Origin of the sequence: Flavobacterium sp. UMI-01, assembly GCF_019656315.1 — a bacterium.
Classification (GTDB): Bacteria; Bacteroidota; Bacteroidia; order Flavobacteriales; family Flavobacteriaceae; genus Flavobacterium.
In genome coordinates this window covers 185,075-192,875 of the sequence record NZ_BPLU01000001.1, presented here as the reverse complement: position 1 = coordinate 192,875, position 7,801 = coordinate 185,075, and the positions used below count along the sequence as shown (strand labels likewise).

The following is a 7,801-nucleotide window of genomic DNA, read 5'->3' as shown; positions in this document are numbered from 1 at the left end:
GCTCCTCAGCAGAGCCAATGTCCTCTTCAATTTGATGGTGAAATTTAATTAATCTAAAATCAAAAATCACCAACTATTTTTGACCACATTACCTAAAAAAGGATTATCATTTCTAGAAAGAGTAGTTTTTTACATCACATAAAAAAGGTCTCGACTGCGCTCGACCTGACAAACGTCTAGTCTAATCTGCAGCACTTGTCACATCGAGCGCAGTCGAGATGCCTAATATACTGGATACATTGTGTAAAAACCTCTGAAATTGCAAATGAGTTTCCTCTCACCCCTTCTGATTCTTCAACTTCTCTCTTTGTACTTGTTCGATAGGTAAAATATCTTGCTGTTTGAATTGTAAGGCTGCATAGACTGCATTTAAATCACGTGCTAATTTTCGCAAACCCATTGGCTCTAATGAGGCCGCATGGTCTGTTCCTTTCCAGGTTCTATCTAGAGTATAATGTCTTTCGATGATGTTTGCTCCTAGGGTATAAGCCGCAATATCTACAGCAATCCCTAAATGATGTCCTGAGAACCCGATGTGTTTTACTTTGTCTTCGTACTTTTGTTTCAACAAATTAATATCTAACAAACACACATCCTCAAAAGGAACTGGGTAGCCTGAAGTACAATTATAGAGTACCAAATCTTTATTTCGCCCTTTGGATACAAAAAAATCAACTATTTCATCGGTTTCATCCTTGGTAGTCATACCAGTAGAAATATGAATTTCGCCCTGATAGTTTTCACACAACCAATCCAACAATTTATAGTTATTATTACAAGCAGATGGAATTTTAATAAACTCCGGATTTAGCGAAGCAATTTCTTTGGCTGATGTTAAATCCCAAACGGAAGTCGAGTAAACAACGCCTACCTCTTCACAGTACTTTTTTAATTCGGCGTGCTGATACACATCAAATTCTAAAAACTCACGGTGCTCTCCATAGGTCTGCCCATACGAATTACTCTCATTAGGATGTGGGGCGTTGTATTGTGCCTCAGTCAACAACTCTTTATTGTTCCTCTTTTGAAATTTTACGGCATCAACGTTGCAAAATATTTTGGCTATTTTGATTAATTCCTTCGCAATTTCCATTTCCCCTTTGTGATTGCATCCAATTTCGGCTATGACATAGGGTTTTTTATAGTGGTTCATTTTCTTTCTTTTTGTAAAACAATTAAAGTCTTTTATTTTTAATATTAAAATCTAAATAATAAAATTCTTGTTTTGATAATTATGCTATTATTGTCGTAACTTAATTTTATTCAACTCAATTCAACCCAATAATTATTATTGCAACCTAAATCATAATTTGTTACAGGTTGTCAGTCTGAGCCTGTCGAAGACCCGCTCCTAAATTAACGTCACTACAAACCAGATAAGACTTCGATCCTTCGATAAACTCATAACAAGCTTAACTCAGTTTGATAATAGTACTCATTTATTTTTTATTTTTACTTAACCATGCATTTCAAGTCCAAATAGACTTCGACAAGCTCAGTCTGACAATTGGACATAATTGTTTTTTTCTCCACTTGACGATTCATCTTTAAATCCAAAATATATTCAGCCATTCGATAAACACTCCTCAAATAGAGTTCGGCCTTCTAATAAACTCAGAACAGGTTAGCTCTGTTAAACAATGGTTGTCTAAATACTGACTCATAAATCCGCCCCCTCTGTCAGTCTGAGCTTGTCGAAGACCGTTCCTAACTTCACGTTCTATAATACTAAAATTGACTTCGACCCTTCGTTGAACTCAGGACAGGCTTAGCTCAGTCTGACAATAGAAAATAATTGCATTTTTTCTTCACTTGACGATTCGTTTTCAATTCCTAATAGTTTTGTAACATAATCGTTATCTATATACAGACTCATAAATCCGTCCCCTCTGTCAGTCTGAGCTTGTCGAAGACCCATCCTTTCCGTACTGAGTGTAATTCTTTGAATACCTTACTAATCTATCCCAATCCTCATCTATTAACGCTTGTTTTTTTCTCCTACTCCAACCTTTTATTTTCTTTTCAAACATAATGGCTTGCGTTGGGTCAGTAAACATTTCAAACCAAACTAATTCTATTGGTCTTCTGGTGAACGTATAAGAATCTTTTTTTAACCCAGATTTGTGTTCGGACAGTCTTCGCTCTAAACTATTTGTCATTCCTGTATAAAAGGAATTGTCTGCACATTTTAAAATGTATACAAAATAGGTTTTCATAATTACATTTTTAACTGATTAATGGACTTCGACAAGCTCAGTCTGACAATAGGATACTATTGCACTTTGTTTTCACTTGACGATTTTTCTAAAATTCAAAATAGACTTCAATCCTTCGTTAAACTCAGGACAGGCTTAACTCAGTCTGACAAAAGTGGAATTATATCTCTCCACTTAACTATTCATCTTTAATTCCAAATAGTCTTAACTCAGCAACATAATCGTTATCTATATAAAAGCTCATAAATCCATCCCCTCTGTCAGTCTGAGCCTGTCGAAGACCGTTCCTAACTTCACGTTCTTATAGTACTTAATATAGACTTCGATCCTTCGTTAAACTCAGGACAGGCTTAGCTCAGTGTGATTATAGTACTCAATTGCATTTTTTACTTAAACATGCATTTCAAGTCCAAATCGACTTCGACAAGCTCAGTCTGACAATAGGTTATAATTGAATTTTTTATTCACTTGACGATTCGTTTTCATTTCCTAATAGTTTTGTAACATAATCGACATCTTATACGCACTCATAAATTAAACCACTCTGTCAGTCTGAGCTTGTCGAAGACCGTTCCTAACTTGACGTTCTTGTAGCAGTAAATAGACTTCGACAAGCTCAGTCTGACAATAGGTTATAATTGAATTTTTTATTCACTTGACGATTCGTTTTCATTTCCTAATAGTTTTGTAACATAATCGACATCTTATACGCACTCATAAATTAAACCACTCTGTCAGTCTGAGCTTGTCGAAGACCGTTCCTAACTTGACGTTCTTATAGCACTAAATAGACTTCGATCCTTCGTTGAAACTCAGGACAAACTTAACTCATTCTGACAAAAGTGGAATTATATCTCCCCACTACTTCAACAGTATGACGGAGCTAAACCCGTCCTGAGCTATTGTAGAATCGAAGTCCGTCAATACCTCTTATTATACTTCATAATAATTTCACAGGCTTCTCTAATGGCTCCTTCAGAGGAATTATGTGTTAGTACATAATCTGCATGTTGTTTAACGACCTCAGTGCCATTGGCGGGACAAAACGACCAACCGACACTACCTATATTAGCTAAATCATTGACATCGTCACCAATATAAGCCACTTGCCCAAAACTTGCTTTTTTAGTATTCAAAAACTGAGTTAAACGAGCATACTTATCTTTGACTCCCATGAAAACATGTTCTATTTGTAATTTATACATCCTTTTTTCAACTAGAACCGAATTTTCGGAAGTCATTACCACTACTTCTACTCCGTTTTGTCTTAAAATTTCCAAGCCCATGCCGTCGCGCATATCGAATTTTTTCATTAGCTCTCCTTCTGGTCCAAAATACACACAACCATCTGTGAAGACGCCATCGACATCTAAAACTAAATACTGAATTTTTTCATGAGTTTTGTTCTTTCTCAAACGGCTAGCTAACAACTGCTCCACAATGTCCCAATCGGTCAAACTATCAATTTCAGTATAACTGGCTTCCTCCATTTCGACCAAACCTATTTTGCCACTTACTCGATTTTTTGATTCCAAAAAAGCCTCTTTGGTAGTTGCATAAACAGCACCATTCTCCACTAATACTCCTTCAAAATCTTGGCGTCTTGGACGGTTATAAACATCGTAATTCTGTGGCGTCCCATCTGGATTCCATATAAATCGATGGGTTTTGACTACGGTAAGCGCTGCATCGTGATTTTCTATTTCTATTTTATCTAAAACAGCATTGATGTCGGCTGCAGTTGTGAGTGGTGATGTGGCTTGTAACAAACACAAAATAGCAAAATCATTATTAATACTGTTGGCAAATTCCAACATCGCACTTTCAGTCGAAGCGGTATCTGTAGCATTCTCTTCCTTGCGCAAAATTCCTTTTATTTTGGGTGTCCAATGGTATTCTTTTTCAAGGAAATTTAAAATCTCGGTATCATCAGTAAACACATAGAGAGTATCCAAATTTGAAAATAAGGCTTCAGACAACACCCAAGAAAACAAAGGCCTCCCTACCATTTTCTTTTTGTTCTTGGCTGGTATTCCTTTGGAATTTTTACGCAATGGAAGTATGGCTATTTTTTTCATTTAGTTATTTTTAAAAAATATAATTTTTATGCTTTTAATTATTATTTTTAAAAGGACAAACAGCCATCAAGCCGTTCCTTAATGATGCAATCACTTCGGATTTTGGCAAACTTGGATAAATAGAAAACAAGTTTTCTAATTGCGAATAAGAATAACAAACTTCTTGTATTTGAGGACTGTAAAATTCAATCTCAACAGACTCCATATAATCTTGATATTTAATATCATCACCAAAAACCTTATCTGAAAATTTTTGCCAAACTGCTGGTATTCCATAAGCGTGAGCTACAATAATTCCATGTAGTGATGATGAAATTATTTTTTCACATTGTAACAATTCAATGGTTTTCAATTCGACATCTACTGTCATTAAATCAATAACCTGAACCTCTTCAATATTCTCAAACCAACTTGAAATTTCTATATAGTCACTATAATGAGGAACTATTCCATATCTATATTTCTTTTCTACTTTTGGGGCAAAAAAATCTGGCAATAGCAATGCTGGATCACCGTAAATTTCTGGCACATCATACCCCTGCTTTAAAAGATATTGACGAGTTCGTGGCCCTCTTACCGCCAGAAATTTTGCCTTTTGAACAGAATACTCTTTACTAATAATTCCACTTCCCCATACAATACACTTGTTATTCACATGCGTTAAAACACTACCAATAGTGACATAAATTGGCTTACAATAATCTAAAATAGACCATTTTTTTGGCATTGAAAAAACAACCTTTTTACCCGATATTTTTTCAACGAGATATTTCCCTACTAAATCGCCATAATTCTCTTTGGTTTTACCCTGAATTACCCTCTCATTCCACCAAAAAAGTCTGATTGTGTTTGAAAAATTCATTATATCTATTCTAAATTTCTATGCTCTCAAAATACTTTCAGTAATTGGATTAAATATTTCGAGCTTATTATTTAATCGTTTGTAAGTTTCCACTTTTTTTAAGATATTAAAAAAATCTAATTCAAAATTTTCACTTTCCCTATTTAGATAAAACACCTTTTTTTCGTCAATATATGAATTAAACATTTCTTGCCCCATTTTATGTATTAATAATGTTGGAACATCCATCAGATATGCCTCTATTAAACATCCAGAAAAATTAGTAATATGTAAAACCGATTTACTCAAAACTTCTGGTAATGGTGAATGGAAAGCATCTTGAATGATTACATTTTCATAAATTTTATGAAGTTTTAAATATCCCTGTAATGTATCTATACTAATATTGCTTCGTGGATGTAACCTTAGAATCCATTTAAATTTTGTATTTTTTATCAAAAGAATAATTTCAGGACTAATCATATCTTCAATTGAAAATGGAGTTGTCTGCAAACTATAAAATATACATTTATTATTACACTTTAATTTTTCAACTTTATTTAACCAATATGAAACAAATGGCTGACCTATAATTTTAGATTGAATATTAGTTGTTTTTATTGCCCACTCATCAATATTCTTTTTTGAATTATTATCCCAATTCCAAAATTCAATTGGCATCGTATTATATCCATTTTGTGGAACTTTTGACCAATTGGAATACGCTAAATGAATGTTAGTCTGAGGTCCATGCTGTAAATCTACAGTCTTTATCCCCAATTTATTTGCAGCCAAAACTGCAGCCGTTAAATCATCATATCCATAATACCCTAAAAAAACTACTTTTAAAGGTTTTGTTTTACTATAAAATCTATAAAAAAATCTTTCTAATGAATTTACTTTAGAAGCCCAATTAACTATATCTAATTCAGAAATATTCAAAGTCTTAACATCCAATTTAAGTAAAATCAAACTTTGATAAAACTCATTATATTGATCTAATTCCCTAGTGATTTTAATCTTCTTAAATCTTTTCAATACTTTTATTAATAATTTATAATCATCTAGGTATTTATTTAATGTAATGACTGCTTTTTTATTATAAATTGAATCATAAACCCACTGATATTCTATCATATAAACATCATCTTGTAAATTATGATGTTCCACCATAGCATCATAAAACCGATTAAAATATTTGCTATCTTGTATAACTCTATGGAAGTGAGCTCCAAAAAACAAAATTTTCTTTTTTTTAAGTGAGCCAAAAAAGAATTGCAATCTAAAAAAACCAACTATAATTTCTTTAACAATTTGTAGTAAATCCCTCTTTATAGTGAATTCTTTGTTACAACTATCTTTAGGTTCTGCTTTATTAGGATTAACTGCTAAATTAGACAAAAAACCAATATATAATTTTAATCTAACATACGGCCAAATACAAATACCGTCAATAACCCACTGGTCTACAGGCCATTTATTCTCAATCTCCAATATTAAATTTTTAATCTCCTTTTGTGACCACGTTTTTTGTTTCATTATACTAATTTCAACAATTTATGTATTTCTAATTTCATACGATGACGATCCAATATACAATAGAACTTTATTGTATTAAATTCAATAACCTTATTAAAATCCATCATTAAAGCTCTTAAAATACTATTGGAAATACTATCGATATTTTCACAGTCATTAATCAATAACCCATTCACCCCATCCGTTAAAATCTCACTGGTAGCACCACCAGGATTGGATTGAATAGGATAACAATTCATAATAATTGCCTCTAAAAGAGTATTAGGGATTCCATCTGAATTACTGTTCCCAATGTAAATCAATGCTTGTCCCATAAGTTTTATCACATCCTTATGAGCTATTTTCCCCATTGCTTTAAAATTTTCCCAATGCAATAATTCGGATGAATTAATATAATTAAATGCTTCCAAATCAGTTCCGAAAACGACTATATCAAAATGACTTAATCGTTCTTTCAAAGATATTATTGCTTTCAAAACGGGTATTGCTCTTCCTGAACGACCTTGAAATCCCTTTATTAATATTATTTTTCTTTGTTCAATAGGGAGTTTAAATTTTTCCATCAACTGCATATCAAATCCGCCTCCTCCTGGAAAAACGCCTAAAAATTGACCTAAAAAACCATGTTGTTTTGCTATTTCATAATCTCTTTTACAATCTGTAAATAAACAATCAACACGATTTAAAACTCTTTTAATATCATATAAATAATTCGCCTTATCTTGAAAATAAAACAAATCGCTACCCCAAGATGAATAAATCCATTTTATGTTTTTATGTCTTTGCATAACTTCAACAATAGGAGTACAAGAAACATATAAAGCAAAACTATGCACTGCATCAGGCCGAACTTCTTGAAGGTATTTTTCAAAAGCCATAGCTGTATCTTTTTCATTATATTGTTGCAACCATCGATACAATTTTGGAAACTTCATCTTAAGTGAATAACGTCCTGGATAATCATATTTCAATCTCCAATCTACCTTCTGGTGTACCCAATAAATGGATGAGGCTATTTCGCCAGCTCCTGTGATATCAAACCAAAACACTTCGTGTCCAGCATCTTTCAATTGATCTGTCCAACGAAAAAAATGTAACGATGGCATTGACACCATAAGTATTCTCAT

6 protein-coding genes are annotated in these 7,801 nt (G+C 33.0%); all 6 read right to left on the bottom strand.

The annotated features are described in order from the left end of the window. Positions 1-277: 277 nt before the first annotated feature. Positions 278-1,153, bottom strand: coding sequence for an N-acetylneuraminate synthase family protein (locus K5R64_RS00955; RefSeq protein WP_220759908.1), 876 nt, complete (start codon positions 1,151-1,153; stop codon positions 278-280). A gap of 739 nt (positions 1,154-1,892) precedes the next feature. Next, a complete protein-coding gene (locus tag K5R64_RS00950; protein ID WP_220759905.1) occupies positions 1,893-2,216 on the bottom strand; it encodes a GIY-YIG nuclease family protein in 324 nt (107 codons plus the stop codon). A gap of 920 nt (positions 2,217-3,136) precedes the next feature. Next, complete coding sequence (locus K5R64_RS00945) at positions 3,137-4,294, bottom strand: acylneuraminate cytidylyltransferase (protein ID WP_220759903.1); 1,158 nt, start codon at positions 4,292-4,294, stop codon at positions 3,137-3,139. A gap of 34 nt (positions 4,295-4,328) precedes the next feature. Then, positions 4,329-5,156: a polysaccharide pyruvyl transferase family protein gene (locus K5R64_RS00940; protein ID WP_220759901.1), complete on the bottom strand. Its 828-nt coding sequence runs from the start codon at positions 5,154-5,156 to the stop codon at positions 4,329-4,331. A gap of 18 nt (positions 5,157-5,174) precedes the next feature. Next, on the bottom strand, positions 5,175-6,674 hold the full coding sequence (locus K5R64_RS00935; RefSeq protein WP_220759899.1) for a hypothetical protein: 1,500 nt from the start codon (positions 6,672-6,674) through the stop codon (positions 5,175-5,177). Next, a complete protein-coding gene (locus tag K5R64_RS00930; RefSeq protein ID WP_255580257.1) occupies positions 6,674-7,801 on the bottom strand; it encodes a glycosyltransferase in 1,128 nt (375 codons plus the stop codon). Before K5R64_RS00930 ends, K5R64_RS00935 begins: the two co-directional genes overlap by 1 nt.

Excerpts from the sequence above, each read along its gene's own strand:
- K5R64_RS00935 (WP_220759899.1), bottom strand. The coding sequence starts at position 6,674 with ATGAAACAAAAAACGTGGTCACAAAAGGAGATTAAAAATTTAATATTG.
- K5R64_RS00950 (WP_220759905.1), bottom strand. The coding sequence starts at position 2,216 with ATGAAAACCTATTTTGTATACATTTTAAAATGTGCAGACAATTCCTTT.
- K5R64_RS00955 (WP_220759908.1), bottom strand. The coding sequence starts at position 1,153 with ATGAACCACTATAAAAAACCCTATGTCATAGCCGAAATTGGATGCAAT.
- K5R64_RS00930 (WP_255580257.1), bottom strand. The coding sequence starts at position 7,801 with ATGAGAATACTTATGGTGTCAATGCCATCGTTACATTTTTTTCGTTGG.
- K5R64_RS00945 (WP_220759903.1), bottom strand. The coding sequence starts at position 4,294 with ATGAAAAAAATAGCCATACTTCCATTGCGTAAAAATTCCAAAGGAATA.
- K5R64_RS00940 (WP_220759901.1), bottom strand. The coding sequence starts at position 5,156 with ATGAATTTTTCAAACACAATCAGACTTTTTTGGTGGAATGAGAGGGTA.